15 protein-coding genes are annotated in these 16,706 nt (G+C 65.7%); 11 read left to right on the top strand and 4 right to left on the bottom strand.

All coding sequences use genetic code 11. From position 1 onward, the window contains the following. Positions 1–253, bottom strand: a 253-nt coding sequence (locus AC56LK_RS14245) for a transposase (RefSeq protein ID WP_497185148.1), incomplete at its 3' end; no start/stop codon positions are given. 432 nt (positions 254–685) lie between these two features. Between AC56LK_RS14245 and AC56LK_RS14240 the strand changes: the two genes are divergently transcribed. From AC56LK_RS14240 to AC56LK_RS14200, 9 genes are all read left to right on the top strand, one after another. Then, the gene (locus AC56LK_RS14240; RefSeq protein WP_497185147.1) at positions 686–1,942 is read left to right on the top strand and encodes an ABC transporter substrate-binding protein; all 1,257 of its coding nucleotides are present in this window, start codon (positions 686–688) and stop codon (positions 1,940–1,942) included. A gap of 5 nt (positions 1,943–1,947) precedes the next feature. Continuing rightward, on the top strand, positions 1,948–2,823 hold the full coding sequence (locus AC56LK_RS14235) for a carbohydrate ABC transporter permease (protein WP_497185146.1): 876 nt from the start codon (positions 1,948–1,950) through the stop codon (positions 2,821–2,823). Between the two features lie 32 nt (positions 2,824–2,855). Next, on the top strand, positions 2,856–3,713 hold the full coding sequence (locus AC56LK_RS14230; protein WP_497185152.1) for a carbohydrate ABC transporter permease: 858 nt from the start codon (positions 2,856–2,858) through the stop codon (positions 3,711–3,713). Between the two features lie 3 nt (positions 3,714–3,716). Further along, positions 3,717–4,763, top strand: a complete 1,047-nt coding sequence (locus AC56LK_RS14225) for an ABC transporter ATP-binding protein (protein ID WP_497185145.1) — start codon at positions 3,717–3,719, stop codon at positions 4,761–4,763. A 77-nt stretch (positions 4,764–4,840) separates the two neighbouring features. Next, on the top strand, positions 4,841–5,872 hold the full coding sequence (locus AC56LK_RS14220; protein ID WP_497185144.1) for a LacI family DNA-binding transcriptional regulator: 1,032 nt from the start codon (positions 4,841–4,843) through the stop codon (positions 5,870–5,872). A gap of 91 nt (positions 5,873–5,963) precedes the next feature. Then, on the top strand, positions 5,964–7,331 hold the full coding sequence (locus tag AC56LK_RS14215) for a GH1 family beta-glucosidase (protein WP_497185143.1): 1,368 nt from the start codon (positions 5,964–5,966) through the stop codon (positions 7,329–7,331). Between the two features lie 23 nt (positions 7,332–7,354). Next, entirely contained in the window at positions 7,355–9,844 is a 2,490-nt protein-coding gene (locus AC56LK_RS14210; protein WP_497185142.1) for a glycoside hydrolase family 3 protein, read from the top strand. Further along, positions 9,841–10,791: a glucokinase gene (locus AC56LK_RS14205; RefSeq protein ID WP_497185141.1), complete on the top strand. Its 951-nt coding sequence runs from the start codon at positions 9,841–9,843 to the stop codon at positions 10,789–10,791. The genes AC56LK_RS14210 and AC56LK_RS14205 overlap by 4 nt, the downstream gene beginning before the upstream one ends. Before the next feature lie 13 nt (positions 10,792–10,804). Continuing rightward, positions 10,805–12,127 (top strand): sugar MFS transporter, encoded by a 1,323-nt coding sequence (locus AC56LK_RS14200; RefSeq protein ID WP_497185140.1) that lies wholly within the window; start codon positions 10,805–10,807, stop codon positions 12,125–12,127. Between the two features lie 3 nt (positions 12,128–12,130). On the opposite strand, the gene AC56LK_RS14195 is transcribed toward AC56LK_RS14200, so the two are convergent. Beyond that, entirely contained in the window at positions 12,131–13,036 is a 906-nt protein-coding gene (locus tag AC56LK_RS14195) for a LysR family transcriptional regulator (protein WP_497185139.1), read from the bottom strand. Between the two features lie 89 nt (positions 13,037–13,125). On the opposite strand from AC56LK_RS14195, the gene sugE reads away from it, so the two are divergent. Beyond that, the gene (gene sugE / locus AC56LK_RS14190; RefSeq protein ID WP_497185138.1) at positions 13,126–13,443 is read left to right on the top strand and encodes a quaternary ammonium compound efflux SMR transporter SugE; all 318 of its coding nucleotides are present in this window, start codon (positions 13,126–13,128) and stop codon (positions 13,441–13,443) included. Between the two features lie 4 nt (positions 13,444–13,447). Here sugE and AC56LK_RS14185 read toward each other — a convergent pair whose 3' ends face one another. Next, complete coding sequence (locus AC56LK_RS14185; RefSeq protein ID WP_497185151.1) at positions 13,448–14,476, bottom strand: MBL fold metallo-hydrolase; 1,029 nt, start codon at positions 14,474–14,476, stop codon at positions 13,448–13,450. A 127-nt stretch (positions 14,477–14,603) separates the two neighbouring features. Between AC56LK_RS14185 and AC56LK_RS14180 the strand changes: the two genes are divergently transcribed. After that, entirely contained in the window at positions 14,604–15,215 is a 612-nt protein-coding gene (locus AC56LK_RS14180; protein WP_497185137.1) for a TetR/AcrR family transcriptional regulator, read from the top strand. On the opposite strand, the gene AC56LK_RS14175 is transcribed toward AC56LK_RS14180, so the two are convergent. Continuing rightward, positions 15,194–16,699 carry a tryptophan halogenase family protein gene (locus tag AC56LK_RS14175; RefSeq protein ID WP_497185136.1) on the bottom strand — a complete coding sequence of 502 codons (1,506 nt, stop codon included), beginning with the start codon at positions 16,697–16,699 and terminating at the stop codon, positions 15,194–15,196. The two genes, AC56LK_RS14180 and AC56LK_RS14175, sit on opposite strands and share 22 nt — an antisense overlap. Positions 16,700–16,706 lie beyond the last annotated feature (7 nt).

The following is a 16,706-nucleotide window of genomic DNA, read 5'->3' as shown; positions in this document are numbered from 1 at the left end:
CGCTGCCGGCCGGGGCTTTGATGAACGGCGAAGCCTGTGCCAGTGTTACCGGCACCAACTCGGCCTGGTCGAGCTGGCCCGCCATCAACTGGCGTCGCCAGCGAAACAGCATGTTCGTGTTCAGTCCATGCTGCAGGGCCAGCTGCGAGACACTCACTGCCGAATCACACGCCTGCTGCGCCAGCTGCCGCTTGAACTCGAGCGGGTAGTTCGTGCTCCGCCGACGCCTGCTGTGTTCAACTTCGCTTCCCAAGATAGTCCCCGCCAAAATTTAGTGGGGACTACTTTGCGACTGGCTCCGTTCAGTGTCTAGACGGCGCTGGTTTGACGCTTACTTTCCTCCCAACGAGAGCTGGCAAGGGCCGGCGCTGCGGATGAGTCCCGGCTCTTCTGGACTCATCATAGAAAAGGACTGGTCTCGACAGTTAAGCAGGCGCAAACAGCAGTCGCTCCGCACTCACATTTCTTGCGCAAACACCTTGCTATTCGGTATAAAAATCTGGCAGGAAATCCAACCGTTAGGAAATAACCACCATATCAAAAGTTACCGAAAGCACACGAAATCTGTGCCAGAATCCTGATTGCATTATTTGTTTGACCCGCATTTCACCCGATGCTATAGTCGGGCAAAGCCGATGGTAACGTTTCCAACTTACCGAAAAATAGCGGCATACACGGAGACACGATGTCCACACCACGCACCCTGGCGACAGCCTGCGCATGGATCGCGGCTGCCATGACGCCTGCCGCGGCGGCGCATGCTGCGTCGGTGCCTGCCGCCCCCAAGGCGGAAGTCATCCACTGGTGGACATCCGGCGGCGAATCGGCTGCAGTCAAGCAGGTCGCCCAGGCCTACCGCAATGCGGGCGGCATCTGGATCGACACTGCGATCGCCGGCGGCGACCAGTCCCGTGCCGTGACCATCAACCGCATCGTCGGCGGCAATCCGCCTACCGCGGCCCAGTTCAACACTTCCAAGCAGTTCCTCGACGTGATCGAAGCGGGGATGCTCAACAACGTCGACGCCGTCGCGCGCGCCCAGAACTGGGACCGGATGCTGCCGCCTCCGATCATCGACGTCATCAAGGTGGACGGCCACTATTACGCGGTGCCGCTGAACATCCACATGCAGACCTGGTTCTGGTATTCGAAGGCCGCCTTCCAGAAGGCCGGCATCACGAAGGAACCGGCGAGCATGCCTGAACTCTTCGCCGCGCTCGACAAGCTCAAGGCGGCCGGCATCATCCCCCTCGCCCACGGCGGCCAGTCCTGGCAGGAGACCGTGCTGTTCTCGGCGATCCTGGCCAATATGGGCGGCAAGGAGCTGTACCTGAAGGCGATGCGCGACCGCGACCAGGCGACCCTGCTGTCGCCCGAGTTCCGCAAGGTGCTGCAGGCCTTCAAGCGCCTGAAATCCTATGTCGATGCCGGCTCGCCTGGCCGCAACTGGAACGACGCCACCGCCCTGGTCATCAGCGGAAAGGCCGGCTTCCAGGTGATGGGCGACTGGGCCAAGGGCGAGTTCACGAATGCACGCCAGGTCGCGGGCCAGCACTACGGCTGCATGGCCGGCTTCACCTCGTCCACGCCCTACCTGATCCAGGGCGACGTCTTCGTCTTCCCGCGCACCGACGACAACCAGGCAGTCAAAGCGCAGCAGCTGCTCGCAAACGTCGTGTCACAGCCGGCCCTGCAGGTCGGCTTCAGCAAGCTGAAAGGCTCGATCCCGGTCCGCACCGACGTCGACGCGTCCGAACTGGACCTGTGCGCGCAAAAGGGCATCGAGATCATGAAGGACCGCGCGCGCCAGGCCGGGGTGACGGAGGTCTACCTGACGCCGGACCAGAACGGCGCCATGCAGGACGTGCTGACCGCCTACTGGAACACGAATATGCCGGTCGAACGCGCCCAGAAGAGCATCGCCAACGCCCTCAAATACTGACCGCCATGCTCACCCTGCGCGCCCACAAGATCAGTCCACACCTCGCCCTGCTGCCGATGGCGCTGACGGTGCTGGTCGCCTACGTCGGCGCGGCCTTGTGGACCTTCCGCACCTCGTTCACCGCCTCGCGTACCTTCCCCTCCGATCACTTCATCGGCGCCGCCCAGTATATGCGCCTGTTCGACAACGAGCGCTGGCTGATCTCGCTGAACAACCTGGCCGTCTATGGCGCGCTGTTCATCGTCGCCTGCATGGTGCTCGGCTTCCTGCTGGCCGCCTTCATCGACCAGAACGTCAATGGCGAAGGCTTCCTGCGCACGGTCTTCCTCTACCCTTACGCGATGTCCTTCGTCGCCACCGGCCTGGTATGGCAATGGATGCTGGCGCCGGGCGCCGGCATCGAAGGGGCAGTGCGCCAGCTCGGCTTCGCGGACTTCAGCTTCGACTGGATCATCGACCAGGAGATGGTCATCTACACCATCGTCATCGCCGCCGTCTGGCAGGCGTCCGGCCTGGTGATGGCGATGATGCTGGCCGGCCTGCGCGGCGTCGATCCCGAGATCTACAAGGCGGCGCGGCTGGACGGCATCCCGGCCTGGCGCGTCTACCTGCAGATCGTATTGCCGATGCTGGGGCCGACGGTCGCCACCGTGTTCCTGCTGCTGTCCACCGCCGTGGTCAAGCTGTACGACGCGGTGGTGGCGATGACCGGCGGCGGCCCGGGCACCGCCAGCGAGGTGCCGGCCAAGTTCATCATGGACCACCTGTTCCTGCGTTCGAACATCGGGCTGGCCTCGGCCGGCGCGGTGACCCTGCTGATCCCGGTGCTGGCCCTGCTGGCGCCCTATGCCTACGCACGCAGCCGGAGGAAACGCGCATGAGCGACACCACCCTGCAGGTCCCAGCCCCTGTCATGACATTCGCCGCCACACCAGCCGTGCGCCGCAAGCGATTCAAGCCCGCCCGCATCGGCGTCTACGCTTTCCTCTTCAGCGCCGCGCTGTACTTCCTGCTGCCGTTGTACGTCATGATCATCACGTCCTTCAAGTCGATGGACGAGATCCGCAACGGCAACGTGTTCGCCCTGCCGCTGCTGGCGACCATCGCGCCGTGGACGAAGGCCTGGAGCCAGGTCAGCGGCGGCTTCTGGAATTCGGTGGCGATCACGGTGCCGAGCACCGTCATCCCGATCCTGCTGGGCGCCATCAACGGCTATGCGCTGTCGTTCTGGAAGCCGCGCGGCGCGAATGTCCTGTTCGGCGTGCTGCTGGCCGGGGCCTTCATCCCGGTGCAGGTCATGATCTACCCGCTGGTGTGGATGATGGCGCGCGCCGGCGTGTTCGGCTCACTGCCGGCCATCGTGCTGGTGCACGTCATCTTCGGCATGCCGATCATGACCCTGTTGTTCCGGAATTACTACGCCTCGGTGCCGCACGAGCTGTTCCAGGCCGCACGCATCGACGGCGGCGGCTTCTGGCGCATCTTCCTGCAGGTGATGCTGCCGATGTCGCTGCCGATCGTGGTGGTCGCCGCCATCATGCAGGTCACCGGCGTGTGGAACGACTACATCCTCGGCCTGGTGTTCGCCGGCCGCGACAATGCGCCGATGACGGTGCAGCTGAATAACGTGATCAACACCACCACCGGCACCCGCCTGTACAACGTCAACATGGCCGCGACCATCCTGACGGCGGCGGTGCCGCTGGCGATCTACTTCATCTCGGGACGCTGGTTCGTGCGCGGTATCGCCGCCGGCGCAGTGAAAGGCTGAATCATGTCCAACGTCCATCTGCGCAAGCTGTGCATCACCCGTGGCAGCAACCAGGTCATCCGCGACCTCGACCTGCACATCGAGCCGGGCGAGTTCCTGGTCCTGCTCGGGCCTTCGGGCTGCGGAAAATCCACTCTGCTGCACAGCATCGCCGGCCTGATCGACCTGGCCGAGGGGTCGATCGAGATCGGCGGCCGTGACATGAGCCATGCCGATCCGAGCGAGCGCGGGATCGGCATGGTGTTCCAGTCCTATGCCCTGTACCCGACCATGACGGTCGAGAAGAACATGTCCTTCGGCCTGAGCATCTCGGGCGCGCCGAAGGCCGAGATCCAGCGCCGCGTGCGGAAGGCTGCCGAGATGCTGCAGCTCGAGTCGCTGCTGGACCGCAAGCCGGCCCAGCTCTCGGGCGGCCAACGCCAGCGCGTGGCGATCGGGCGCGCCCTGGTGCGCGAGGCCGGCGTCTACCTGTTCGACGAGCCGCTCTCGAACCTGGACGCCAAGCTGCGCGCCGAACTGCGCCGCGAACTGAAACTCCTGCACCAGAACCTCGGCTCGACCATGGTCTACGTGACCCACGACCAGGCCGAGGCGATGACCCTGGCCACCCGCATCGTCGTCATGCAGGGTGGCCGCATCCAGCAGATCGGCACACCGGGCGAGGTCTACGAGCGCCCGGCCAACCGTTTCGTGGCCGGCTTCCTCGGCTCGCCCTCAATGAATTTCATTGATGGAGAACTCGACGTGCAGCGACGGTTTACTGCAGGTGCACTGTCCCTGACGCCGGACTGCGTGGCGCCCTCGGGCCCGGTGACGCTGGCGGTGCGTCCGGAAGACATCCACCTCAGCGAAAATGGTCCGCTGCAGGCCAGCGTGACGCTGGTCGAACCGATGGGGAACCACCAGGTCGTCTGGCTCGACTGCGGCGGCCACCAGCTCTCGTGCATCGTGCACGACCCACGGCCGCTGGCAAGCGGCCAGGCCGTGCGTTTCGACATCGATGCGGCGCGGGTATCCCTGTTCGATCCGGCCAGCGGCAAGCGCCTGTAAAGACAGGTGCCAGTGTCAGATGAATGCAGTATGCTTCAGTGTTTTTCGAATAACCGTTTTCCGATGAAGGATCGTCAGTGGCAACCATCAAGGACGTAGCGCGTCTCGCCGGCGTCGGCCTCGGCACCGCCTCGCGCGTGGTCAGCGGCAAGGGTTCGGTGTCGCCGGCCACGCTGGAGCGCGTGCGCAAGGCGATCGACGAGCTCGGGTTCCGTCCCTCGCACGCGGCGCGCGCCCTGCTGTCCGGCACCAGCCGGATGGTCGGCGTCTACATTCCTGTCCTGAGCGGTACCTTCTATACCCCGATCCTGCAGATCATCGACACCGAGCTGCGCGCCGCCGGCCTGCACATGGTGGTGGCCTTCGGCGTCGGCCTGGGCGACGCGCGCCGCCAGGCCATCGAAGGCATCGAGTTCCTGATCGAGCGCGGCTGCGACGGCATCGTCATGATGACCAGCGCGCTCACCGACGAAGACCTGGCCACCCTGGGCGGCAAGCAGAAACAGATCGTCGCGCTGAACCACGAGTTCAGCCAGATCCCGGAGCAGTGCTTCACGGTCGACCACGCGCTGGGCGGTCGCCTTGCTGCGCGCACCCTGCTCGACTACAAGCACCGCGACATCGCCGTCATCGCCGGCCCGGCGGCGCTGGCCGACAACGTGGCCCGTATCGACGGCTTCATGCGCGAACTGGAAGCCGAGGGCATCGACACCAGCAAGGTCTGGACGCTTGAGAGCGACTTCTCGCCCCAGGGCGGCTGGTCGGCGGCCAAGGAGCTGGTCGATTCGGGCTACAAGTGCACCGCCCTGTTCTGCGCCAACGACGAGATGGCGGTGGGTGCGCTCGCCTACTTCCAGGAGGCCGGCATCAGCGTGCCGCGCGACCTGTCGGTGATCGGCTACGACGACACGCCGAGCGCCGCGTTCTCGGCCCCGCGCCTCACCTCCGTGCACATGCCCTGGCGCGAGATGACGCTGAACGGCCTGAATGCCCTGCTCAACCGCTGCTACGACCTGCACCGCCCGGTGACGCGCACCTTCCCGGTCAGCGTGACGCTGCGCGCTTCGCTGGCCAAAGTGCCAAGCGCGACCCGAAACAAGAAGAAATAGAGAGGCACGGCCGCGCGCCGGCCTTTTTTTTAGATTGCAATTGGAAAGCTTTCCAAATATCCTAGCGTAACGAGCTAACACAGACCAGACCATGAAAAAAGCACCCCGTCCCGAGCCGAGCGCGCCAATGCGCGGCGATTTCGCCCCCGACTTCTTGTGGGGCTGCGCCACCTCCTCGTACCAGATCGAAGGCGCCGGCCAGGAAGACGGCCGGGTCGAATCGATCTGGGACCGCTTCGCCGCCACCCCGGGCAAGATCAAGGATGGCTCGAACGGTTCGGTCGCCTGCGACCACTATCACCGCTGGCCGGAAGACTTCGACATCGGCCGCGACATGGGTCTGAACGCCTACCGCTTCTCGATCGCCTGGCCGCGCATCTTTTCCGAAATTGGGGGCAAACCGAACCCCAAAGGCTTGGATTTTTATTCCCGCCTGGTGGACGGCATGCTGGAACGCGGCCTGCAACCCTGGGCCACGCTCTACCACTGGGACCTGCCGCAGTACCTAGAAGACCGCGGCGGCTGGAACGAGCGCGCCACCGTCGACGCCTACCTGGCCTTCGTCGATGCGGTGACGCGCCGCCTGGGCGACCGCGTGCAGCACTGGATCACCCACAACGAACCCTGGTGCACCTCGATCATCGGCAACTTCGAAGGCTGGCACGCGCCGGGCAATACCGACTTCAGGACCGCGCTGCAGGTGGCCCACCACGTGCTGCTCTCGCACGGCAAGGCGGTGCCGCTGATCCGCGCCAACGTGCGCAATGCGAAGGCCGGCATCGCCCTGAGCCTGCACCCGGTGCGCCCGGCCAGCAATCAACCCGAGGACGTCGCCGCGGCCGAGCGCCACGACGGCCTGCGCTACCGCTGGTTCCTCGACCCGCTGTACGGCCGCGGCTATCCGAAGGCGACATTGGACGCCATCGGCGATGCCGCGCCCCTCGTGCTGCCGGGCGACCTCGAGGCCATCGCCGTGCCGACCGATTTCCTCGGTGTGAACTACTACTTCCCCGAGACCATCCAGTACGACCCAGGTCATGCGCCGCTGTCGGCGCGCGTGCTGCCGCCGGCGCCCGGCGCCGAGACCACCTACATGGGCTGGGAAGTGGCGCCGCAGGGACTGGCCGAACTCCTGCTGCGCATCGAGAACGACTACCATCCGGGCCCGATGTACATCACCGAGAACGGTTCCTGCTATGCGGATGAAGTGAATCCACAGGGGGAGATCGACGACGTCGAGCGCCGCCACTACCTGATGCGCCACCTGGCGGCGCTGAACGCCGCCATCAAGGACGGCGTGCCGGTGAAAGGCTACTTCGCCTGGAGCCTGCTCGACAACTTCGAGTGGGCCGAGGGCTACCTGAAACGCTTCGGCCTCACCCACATCGACTACACGACCCAGGAGCGCCGCCTGAAGGGCAGCGGCAAGTGGTACCGCTCCTTCCTGCGCGGCGAATAAACCAACAAACAGCGAGACGACCCATGACTCCCATGCTTCGCAACCCGGTACTGGCGCTTGCCATGGCGCTTTCCTTTCCCGCCGCTGCGGCACCCCTGACCGACTGGCCGCAGGTGCGCAGCGCTATCGCCAGCGACGCCGCGCTCGAGCAGCGCGTCCGTGACATCGTCGGCAAGATGACGCTCGCGCAAAAGGTCGGCCAGATGACCCAGCCCGAGATCAAGAGCGCCACGCCGGAAGACGTGAAGCGCTACTACCTCGGCTCGGTGCTCAACGGCGGCGGCAGCTGGCCGAACGGGAACAAGCATGCGAAGGCGGCCGAGTGGCTGGCGCTGGCGCAGCGCTACCACGAAGCCTCGATGTCGACCGACATGGCGGTCAAGGTGCCGGTCGTGTGGGGCACGGACGCGGTCCACGGTCACAACAACGTGTTCGGCGCCACCCTCTTCCCGCATAACATCGGCCTGGGTGCGGCACGCAATCCGAAGCTGCTGGAAGAAATCGGCGCCGCCACCGCCAAGGCCACCCGCGCCAGCGGCATCGCCTGGGTGTTCGGCCCGACCCTGGCCGTGGTGCGCGACGACCGCTGGGGACGCACCTACGAAAGCTATTCCGAGAACCCGGAAGTCGTGAAGAGCTATGCCGGCGCCTACGTGCGCGGCATGCAGGGCATGCTGAAGGACGATGCCAACACCATCGCCACCGCCAAGCACTTCATCGGCGACGGCGGCACCGAACACGGCAAGGACCGCGGCGTCAACAAGTCCAGCAAGTCGCAGATGATCAACATCCACGGCGCCGGCTACTATCCGGCATTGGCGGCGGGTGTGCAGACGGTGATGTCCTCCTTCAATTCCTGGAACGACGTCGCCGGCGGCACCAACTACGGCAAGATGCACGGCAGCCGCGTCATGCTCACCGACGTGCTCAAGACCAAGATGGGTTTCGACGGCTTCGTCATCACCGACTGGAACGGCCACGGCGAAGTACCGGGCTGCGGCAACGACAGCTGCGCGGCCGCCATCAATGCCGGCAACGACATGGTCATGGTGCCGGACGACTGGAAGGCTTTTATTTCCAACACGATCAGGCAGGTGGAAAGCGGCGCGATCCCGATGGCGCGCATCGATGACGCGGTGAGCCGCATCATCCGCGTCAAGCTGCGCGCTGGCCTGTTCGACAAGAGCCCGGCGCAGAACGCCTATGCCGGAAAGGATGAGGCGATGCAGCCGCGCGCGCTGGCCCGGCGCGCGGTGCGCGAATCGCTGGTGCTGCTCAAGAACGACAGCCCGGTGCTGCCGATCACACGCGGCAAGAAGATCCTCGTGGTCGGCAAGACCGCGGACGATTTGTCGAACCAGACCGGCGGCTGGTCGATCACCTGGCAGGGTACGGCCAATACCAATGCCGATTTCCCGAATGCCGACACGGTGCTGGCCGGTATCCGCGAGGCGGCCGGCAAGGACAATGTCAGCTTCAGCGCCGACGCCAAGGGTGTCGATGTGTCGAAGTTCGACGTGGTGGTGGCGGTGATCGGCGAGCGTCCGTATGCGGAAGGCGACGGCGACATCGGCCCCAACGGCACCCTGCGCCACAGCGGCCGCTATCCCGAAGACCTGGCTGTGCTGCAGGCGGTCGCCGGCAAGGGCAAGCCGGTCGTCACCGTGTTCGTCTCGGGCCGTCCGCTCTACGTCAACGACCTGCTCAACCTGTCGGACGTTTTTGTGGCCGCCTGGCTGCCGGGCACCGAGGGAAAAGGTGTGTCCGACCTGCTGGTTGCCGGCTCCAAGCGCTATGACTTCACCGGCAAGCTGCCGTTCTCGTGGCCGAAGTCGGCCTGCCAGACCGACCTGAATGTCGGCGACAGGAACTACGCGCCGTTGTTCGCCTACGGCTACGGCCTCAAGACCGCGACCCGCTCGAAGGTGGGCAAGCTGGACGCCACCTACCCGGCCGGCGGCTGCGGCGTCAGCACTACCTTCCCGGTGTTCAGCCAGGCCGACCGCGCCAGCTTCCCGCTGACGGTCCGCAGCGGACAGCAGCAGCTGGTGCTGGGCGCCGACCTGAATGCGAGCTTCAGCCTGCCGGGCGTCGCCGTGCAGACCTCGCAGGTGAACACCCAGCAGGATGCCAAGCTGGTCACGTGGACCGGCCCGGCCACCGTCGAGGCGCGCGGTGCGCGGCCGATGGTGCTGCCGGCCGCCGCCGGGGCCAACGCGGCACTGCGCTTCGACACCATCGTATCCGCCGCACCGAGCGGCAAGGTCGCGATGCGCATGGGTGGCGGCAACCTCGACACCACGGCCCTGTTCAAGCGCCTGGCCGGCAAGGGCAAGCAGACCGTCAAGATTCCGCTGGCCTGCTTCCAGGCGAAAGGAACCGATCTCGCCAGGGTGGACGCGCCGTTCAGCGTCAGCAGCGACGCGGCCTTTGCCGCCGCGTTCACCAATATCGAGATCGCTGGCGGTGCGGCGGGCGAGCCGGATGCCGTGCGCTGCGGGGAACTGCAGTGAAGCTGCTGGCCGACATCGGCGGGACCAATGCCCGCTTTGCCCTGCAGTCGGGCGAGGGCTTCGACGATATCGAAGTGCTGGCCTGCGCCGACTACCCGACCCTGGACGACGCCATGCGGGCCTACCTCGCCAAGGCTGGGGCGCGCGGGCTGGCGGCGGACAGCGTGCGCCATGCGGCCGTCGCGATCGCCAACCCGGTCGAGGAAGACCGGGTCAGCATGACCAACCACCACTGGAGCTTTTCCATTGAAGCGCTGCGCCGGCAGCAGGAACTGGACACGCTGCTGGTGGTAAACGATTTCGCCGCGCTGGCGATGTCGCTGCCGCACCTGGCGGCGGAGGGACGCGCGCGCATCGGCGGCGGCATCGACTTGCCGAACCGCCCCATTGGCCTGATCGGACCGGGCACCGGCCTGGGCGTTTCCGGCGTCATCCCGGCGGCCGGCCGCTGGTTTGCACTGGCCGGTGAAGGTGGTCACGTCAGCTTCGCGCCGTCGACCAGGGAAGAAGTGGCGATCCTGGAAGCGCTGTGGGGTGAATACGGCCATGTGTCGGCCGAGCGCCTGCTGTCGGGCATGGGCCTGGAACTGATCCACTGGGCGCTGGCCGGCAAGCGCCTCGACGCGCCAGCCATCACCAGCGCCGCCATCGACGGCAACGCGGCCGACTGCGTGAAGACCGTCGAGACCTTCTGCGGCATCCTCGGCAGCGTGGCCGGCAACGTCGCGCTGACCCTGGGCGCGACCGGCGGCATGTACATCGGCGGCGGCATCGTGCCGCGGCTTGGCAAACTGTTCACGGAGTCAAGCTTTCGCGCGCGCTTCGAAGACAAGGGGCGCCTGAGTCCCTACCTTGCACGTATCCCGACCTATCTCATCACCGAGCAGTACCCGGCGCTGCGCGGCGTGTCCGCGATGCTGTCGGCTCACATCGCGGCACTGCAATAACCACGGAGACCCCATGCACAACGCAGCCCAGAATCCTTCGCCCGCGGCGGCGCAGGCCCCCGAGTCCGAACACGATTCACAAACCGGCGCGCACACCGGCGCACTCGTCATCGTCACCATCCTGTTCTTCATGTGGGGCCTGCTCACCTCGCTCAACGACGTGCTGATCCCGCACCTGAAGTCGATCTACACCCTCACCTACCTGCAGGCGATGCTGGTGCAGTTCTGCTTCTTCGGCGCCTATTTCGTCGTGTCGCTGCCGGCCGGGATCTTGATCAAGAAAATCGGCTACCAGAACGGCGCCGTCACCGGCCTGATGATCGCGGCGGCCGGCTGCGCCCTGTTCTACCCGGCCTCGACGCGCGGCTACGGCCTGTTCCTGTTCGCCTTCTTCGTGCTGGCGAGCGGCATCACGATCCTGCAGGTGGCGGCCAATCCCTTTGTCACCGTGCTCGGGCCGGCGCGCACGGCCTCGAGCCGCCTCACGCTGACCCAGGCCTTCAACTCGCTCGGCACCACGGTGGCGCCGGCACTGGGCGGCATCCTGATCCTGTCCACCGTCGCGCTGAGCGCCGACCAGCTGGCGGCATTGCCGGCAGCGGAACAGGCGGCGCACAAGGCGGCGGAAGCGGCCGCGGTGCAGGGTCCTTATTTGGGCCTGGCCGCGGCGCTGGCGGTGCTGGCGGTGCTGTTCGCGGTGGCGAAGCTGCCGAAGATCCGCCATGCGGATGATGGCAAGCCCGCCGTCGACGGCAAGGGCGGCGCCATGGCCTACCGCCACCTGGTGCTGGGCGCGGTCGCGATCTTCCTGTATGTGGGCGCGGAAGTCAGCATCGGCAGCTTCCTGATCAACTTCCTCGGCGAAGGCAACATCGCTGGCCTGAGCCACGCGGATGCGGCGCAGTACGTCAGCCTGTACTGGGGCGGCGCCCTGGTGGGCCGCTTCATCGGCTTCGCCGTGATGCGCTACGTCAGCCCGGGCAAGACCCTGGCCGTCAATGCGCTCGGCTCGATCCTGCTGGTGCTGCTGGCGACCTTCAGCGACGGCCAGCTCGCCATGTGGGCGATCATCGCGGTCGGCCTGTGCAATTCCATCATGTTCCCGACCATCTTCAGCCTGGCGCTGCACGGCCTGGGCAAGTTCACCGGCCAGGGCTCGGGCATCCTGTGCATGGCCATCGTCGGCGGCGCCGTCGTGCCTTTTATCCAGGGCATGTTCGCCGATACCATCGGCCTGCAGCCGTCCTTCCTGGTGCCGGCCGTGTGCTACCTGTTCATCCTTTACTTCGGCCTGAAGTACGCGAACCTGCACAAGCAGCCGGTGACGGCTGCCTGAGTTCTAGGAATGCCCGCCGCTGCGCAGCGCGTTCATCAAGCCGATGAAGCGCCGCGCCGCCAGGCCCGGCGGGCGCTCGTTGTTCCAGATGACGTCGACGAAGAAGCGCAATACGTTGGTGAAGTTGGCGGTCGGGATCTGCACCAGTTCACCGTGCTCCAAAGGCTCGCGCACGAAGCCGGAAGGCAGCCAGGCCCAGCCCAGGCCCGCCTTCACCAGCGCCAGCGCCGCGGCCGGGTTATCGGTCCGCCATTGCAGGCGCGCGACCGCGATGCGCTTGTCGACCTGCTCCGTATCGCGGCCGGCGACCAGCACCTGGCGCTCGGCGAGCAGGTCCTCGTCGCGGATCGCCTCCTTGCCCATGCGTTCGCACAGGGGATGGCTGGGAGCGACCACCGCGACCAGCCTTTCCTCGGCCACCTCTTCGAAGGCTTCGTAGGGCTCGCGCCCGTAGCGCTCGTAGACCAGGGCGAGGTCCGCGCGCCCGCTCTGCAGCATGGCCAGCGCGTCGGCCTGCGGCGCGGTGAGCACTTCCACTTTCAGCAGCGGGTATTCCAGCGCCAGCCGGCGCAGCGCTTCGCTCCAGGGCGCCGCCGCCAGCAGCTCGGGCACCAGGGCGATCCTCAGGGACGACTCCAGCCCCTGGGTCAGCGACAGCGCATGGCTGTTCAGGCGCCCCAGCTGTTCGAGCAGCAGGCGGGCCTGCGGGACCAGCACGGCGGCATGCGCCGTCGGTTTCGGTTCGCGGCCGCTGCGGTCGAACAGCTGCAGGTCGAGTTCCGCTTCCAGGTTGGCGATCGCCATGCTGACGGCGGACGGCACCCGCCCCAAGGCGCGCGCGGCGGCGGAAAAGGAACCGTGGTCCACCGCCGCCAGGAAGACGGTCAGCTTATCGAGATCGAAGGCCATCTTTCAATATTACTGACAGCTCCTGACTTTTTCCATCTTCTTTAGTGATATATGCTGCGGCCTGCGTTTATCTTTGAAAAGGAAGCATCATGGCGTGGATCGTTCTCGTTGTCGCAGGCCTGTTCGAAATCGTCTGGGCGGTCGGTCTCAAGTACACCGAAGGTTTTACCCGCCTGTGGCCCACGGTGGGCACCGTCGTGGCCATGGCGGTCAGTTTCGGCCTGCTCTCTTACGCGCTGAAGACCCTGCCGGTCGGGACGGCCTATGCCGTGTGGACCGGCATCGGTGCGATCGGCACGGCGATCGTCGGCATCGCGTTGCTGGGCGAGTCGGTATCGCCGGCGCGGCTGCTGTGCATTGCGATGATCGGCGCCGGCATCGTCGGCCTGAAAGCCGTGTCGTCCTGAAGGCTTACTCGAGCTCGCGCCACCAGGCCTTGCCGGCATGCGGTTGCGCGAGGTCGAGTGCTTCGCCCATCTCCGGCGTCGTCAGCTTCACGTCCCTGGCGGAGGCCAGCGCCGCGATGCGCTCCAGCGGGTCCTGCCAGCGGTGCAGGGCCAGGTCGAAGGTGCCGTTATGGACCGGCAGCAGCCACTTGCCCTTCAGGTCGAGGAAGGCTTGCAGGGTTTCTTCCGGCTGCATGTGCACTTCGGGCCACTGTTTGTCGTAGGCGCCGGTCTCCACCATCGCGAGGTCGAAGGGACCGAAGCGTTCGCCGATCTCCTTGAACCCCTTGAAGTAGCCGCTGTCGCCGCTGAAGAACAGGCGCAGGTCGTCATGCAGGATCACCCAGGAGGCCCACAGCGTGGTGTCGCGGTCGCCCAGGCTGCGGCCCGAGAAGTGCTGGGACGGCGTGGCGACGAAGCGCACGCCGTCGATGCTGGCCTCCTGCCACCAGTCGAACTGGCGCACCTTGCCTGCTTCGACGCCCCACGCGACCAGGCGGTCGCCGACGCCGAGCGGCGCCAGGAAGTGGCTGGTCTTGGCGGCCAGCTGCATGATCGCGGCATGGTCGAGGTGGTCGTAATGGTCGTGCGACAGGATCACGGCCTTGATTGGCGGGAGTTCGTCGATCGAGACCGGCGGCGCATGGAAGCGCTTCGGGCCGGCCCAGCCCACCGGCGAGGCACGCTCCGAGAACACCGGGTCGGTCAGGTAGAAGGCGCCGTCCAGCTTGAGCAGGATGGTCGAATGGCCCAGGCGGAACAGGGACTTGTCCGGCGCGGCGAGCAGGTCGGCGCGGCTCAGGGCGCGCACCGGAATGCTCCCCTTCGGCATGGTGCCCGCCGGCTTGTTGATCATGGCGTTCCACCACAACCCGACCATTTCGCCAAAGCTGTACTCGCGCATCTTGATCGCGTTGCGGAATTTGCCGTCAGCGAACTGGGGAGACTGCGCATGCGCAGGAACGGCGGCGGAAGCGAGGCTGCAATAGGTCATAATGGCGGTGATCCCGAGGATGAGGGTGGCGAGCAGAAGGCGCATGGGGTGTCGATTCATTAAAAGTACACTACACAGTGTAGTTTCACTTTTTGGAAAAGTAAACTGGTCGGTGTAAAATTAAGCGATGAACGAGATTCGTCTTACCGATCGCAAACGCCTGGCCATCTTCAGCGCGGCCGCGGCACAGTTTCGCGCCAACGGCTTCGAGGCCACCAGCATGGACAAGATCGCCCTCGAAGCGGGCGTGTCGAAACGGACGGTGTACAACCACTTCCCCAGCAAGGAAGAACTGTTCACGGAGACCATCGTGCAGCTGTTCGGGCGCAGTGCGGCGCTGCTGGAACTGCCTTATCGCGGCGACGTGAGCCTGCGCGAGCAGCTGACGGAGCTGGTGCGCCTGAAGATGCGCACCCTGGAAGACCAGGATTTCCTCGACCTGGCGCGGGTGGCGATCTCGGAGGCGATCCACGCGCCCGAGCGCGCCCTGCCGATCTTTGCGCGCCTGAACGAGCGCGAGGAAGGCGTAACAAGCTGGATCCGTGCGGCGCAGGCGGACGGACGCCTGAAACCGGGCGACCCGGCCTTTGCCGCCACCATGCTGCAGGGGCAGGTCAAGGCCTTTGCCTTCTGGCCCCAGGTGGCGATGGGCGCCGCCCCGCTGGGTCCCGGACAGCAGGAGCCCGTGATCGAAGCGGCGGTGTCGATGTTCCTGTCTTATTTCGGCGCCGAGCAGTAACGCTCGACGTAAGACTGGTGCGAGGGCAGGCCGGCCACGGTGCGGTCGATCTGTCCCTTGATCCCACCGAGGAATTGCGACAGCTCCTCGTCTCCCATCAGGTCGGCCGTCTGGTGGTGGCGATAGGGCATGATGCCCTGCCCCAGCATCACCTGGATCCAGGAGTTCTCGGCGAACAGCTCGGTGGGCGCGCGGAACACGCGCCCCGTTTCGCGGAACAGGTCGATGCGGTGCTGCAGGGACTTCGGCACTTCCATGTTGCGCGCATCCCTCCAGTAGGGCGCGTCGATCCGGTTGTTGACCTTGTAATGCAGGATGATGAAGTCGCGGATATGTTCGATTTCCGACGCGGCCTGTCGGTTGAATTCCTCGATGTCGGCCTGCACGATGCCCTCCGTCGGGAACATCTGCATCAGGCGAATGATGCTGCGCTGGATCAGGTGGATGCTGGTCGATTCGATCGGCTCCAGGAAGCCGCTCGACAGGCCGACGGCGACCACGTTGTGCTTCCAGACCTGGCGGCGCTGGCCCGGCGTGAATTTGATCACGCGCGGCTTCATCAGGGCTTCGCCTTCGATATTCCCCTGCAGTGCCTGGATGGCCGCCTCTTCTTCCACGTAGCGGCTCGAAAACACGATGCCGTTGCCGACACGGTGCTGCAGCGGGATGCGCCACTGCCAGCCGAAGGGATGCGCGATCGAGCGGGTCAGCGGGACGGCATCCCCCACCGACGCCGTCTGCAATGCCGCGGCGCTGTCGTTGAACAGCCACTCCGACCAGTTTTCATATTCGACCCCCATCGCCTGACCGATCAGCAGGCCGCGGAAACCGGTGCAGTCGATGAACAGGTCGCCCTCGATGTCGACGCCCGAATCGAGCGTGATCGAGCGCACCTGGCCGCTCAATGCGCTGGTGCTCACGTCGACGATCTTGCCCTCGATGCGCTGCACGCCGAAGCGCTCGCTGAACTTGCGCAGGTAGCGCGCATAGGCGCTTGCGTCCAGGTGGTAGGCGTAGTTCATGCCGCCCCGAGGGAGGTGGGCGAACTTGTTCTCCTGGGAGGCGCGCAATTCGAGGCAGTAGTCGCCGTACTCGCCCGCCAGGCCGCGCTCGCGGCCCTTGTGCCAGAAGTGCTGGAAGCCGGCGGTCCAGTGGTCGGTGCCGGTCAGGCCGAAGGAGTGGATGTAGTCCTCGTTCACGTTGCGCCAGTTTTCGAAACTGATGCCGAGCTTGAAGGTGGCCTTGGTCTCGGCCATGAACTCCTGCTCGTTGATCTCGAGGAGGTTATGGAAGTTCAGCAGGGTCGGGATGGTCGCCTCGCCCACGCCCACGGTGCCGATCTCGTCGGATTCGACCAGCTTGATGTCGAGGCGCTTGCCCAGCACCTTCGAGATGCAGGCCGCCGCCATCCAGCCGGCGGTGCCCCCGCCCGCGATGACGACGCGGCGCACGGGCTTGCCCATGCCGTTCAGACCCTTGTCCATGCTTGTC

The organism is Telluria sp. ZB4P36 (genome assembly GCF_059685865.1).
This window is presented reverse-complemented; position numbering and strand designations above follow the sequence as displayed.